This window comes from Winogradskyella epiphytica (assembly GCF_003217215.1).
GTDB lineage: Bacteria > Bacteroidota > Bacteroidia > Flavobacteriales > Flavobacteriaceae > Winogradskyella > Winogradskyella epiphytica.
In genome coordinates this window covers 1-1,772 of the sequence record NZ_QJTD01000041.1, presented here as the reverse complement: position 1 = coordinate 1,772, position 1,772 = coordinate 1, and the positions used below count along the sequence as shown (strand labels likewise).

At 34.6% G+C, this 1,772-nt stretch carries 2 protein-coding genes; both read right to left on the bottom strand.

The window, feature by feature from the left end; translation table 11 throughout:
- Positions 1-310 precede the first annotated feature (310 nt).
- Positions 311-553: a DUF6095 family protein gene (locus DFQ11_RS15025; protein ID WP_110476707.1), complete on the bottom strand. Its 243-nt coding sequence runs from the start codon at positions 551-553 to the stop codon at positions 311-313.
- The gene (gene murQ / locus DFQ11_RS15020; protein ID WP_110476705.1) at positions 540-1,352 is read right to left on the bottom strand and encodes an N-acetylmuramic acid 6-phosphate etherase; all 813 of its coding nucleotides are present in this window, start codon (positions 1,350-1,352) and stop codon (positions 540-542) included. Before murQ ends, DFQ11_RS15025 begins: the two co-directional genes overlap by 14 nt.
- Positions 1,353-1,772: the final 420 nt, after the last annotated feature.

Here is a 1,772-nt window from a genome sequence, read left to right as displayed (position 1 = left end):
GTTTGCGCCGATGGTACTGCTTTACTGTGGAAGAGTAGGTCACCGCCTTTTTTGAAAACCCTTACTAATTACTAGTAAGGGTTTTTTGTTTTTAAAAGGTTCGCATTAGCTAATCCAAAGCAATAGAACCTGGACTTAGGATCTTCGAAAGCACTAAAGATCACATTGAATATATCTTCAAAAAGAATAGCTGAGTAAGCGGTAGTCTCTACCTGGTAATCGATAGTAAGGCTCGGTTAAAAATATAAGTAAGTTCGAGTTATTGGGATACTAATTAGATTGTAATTCAGATGAAGCTGACCGACATAAATTATTTCTTCTTTTTGAATATACTGTCCATAATGGTATTAATACCTAGAAATAATAGAACTATGGCTCCTATACATAAGATGAAGGCTAAAATAAGTAAGGGAATATAAAGTGGCTTATCATCATGATTCAATGTCAAGTGGAGTATGGTAGGACCTAGAAACATCAGCAATAAACAGCCGCCTAATCGTTTTAATCCTTTTGTTAAAAGCTCCTTATCTGTTCTATTATTATTGTCGTCCATGATTGATACTATTTCTAACCGTTTTATATTTACTCAATAATTCTGAAGCTTCTTTGTCAGATACATTTAATTCACTTTTAATCATATATATGGCTCGTTGAACTAATTTTTCATTACTGAGCTGCATATCGATCATTTTATTGCCTTTTACTTTACCAAGTTGTATCATACTTGTTGTGGTAATCATATTGAGGACCATTTTTTGGGCGGTCCCAGCTTTCATTCTTGAGCTCCCAGTAAGGAATTCAGGACCTACAACTACTTCTATAGGATATTTTGCGGTTAAGGATAAAGGACTGTTTTTATTACAAGTGATACAGCCCGTAATAATATGATATTCATTACACTTTTCTAAGGCACTTATGACATAAGGTGTAGTTCCTGAAGCAGCAATCCCAATCACTATATCATTAGATGAAATATTATAGGCTTTTAAATCTTCCCAACCTTGGGTTGTTGAGTCCTCTGCGTTTTCAACGGCTTTTCTAATAGCATCATCGCCGCCAGCGATTAAACCTATAACAAGATCGTGAGAAACGCCAAAGGTTGGCGGACATTCGGAAGCATCTAAAATCCCTAATCGTCCACTTGTACCTGCACCTATATAAAATAAACGTCCACCGGTATTTAATTTAGAGACGACATGTTCTATAACCTGCTCAATTTGTGGTAGTGCTTTTTCAACGGCTAAGGGTACAGTTTTATCTTCTTTATTGATATGTTTTATAATCTCGTTAATGGACATATCCTCGAGATTATTATAATAGGAGTCTTGCTCTGTTGTCTTTATAAAATTCATAGGGTAAAGATAAGAAATTATTAAAGCGGACTGGCCGCATTAGCGGTAGTAACGGCATCCTTTTTACAAAATTAATAAAGTCAGTATGAAATGTAGAGGTATAACTGTGTCCTAAACGGATTTTATAAACTTACCTATTATATAGTAAAAAGATATAGTGGATGACGCGACCCACCATTTACTGGTGGGGAATGCCCAAATAATGAACCTATGAACTTTCCTGAAATAGGTTGACTAAAAATTAAACCATTAATTATAGTCACTTATGAAAACACAAAATGAACACTGGCGAAAAAACAGCTATCAAAAAGTTACTTTAGAAACAAAATTATTCGTCGTTGACCAAATCTTAAATGGTCAAGTATCCACAAACTTTGCTTCCAAAAAATACGATGTTCCTAGAACAACTATTTCTTATTG

Excerpts from the sequence above, each read along its gene's own strand:
- DFQ11_RS15025 (WP_110476707.1), bottom strand. The coding sequence starts at position 553 with ATGGACGACAATAATAATAGAACAGATAAGGAGCTTTTAACAAAAGGA.
- murQ (WP_110476705.1), bottom strand. The coding sequence starts at position 1,352 with ATGAATTTTATAAAGACAACAGAGCAAGACTCCTATTATAATAATCTC.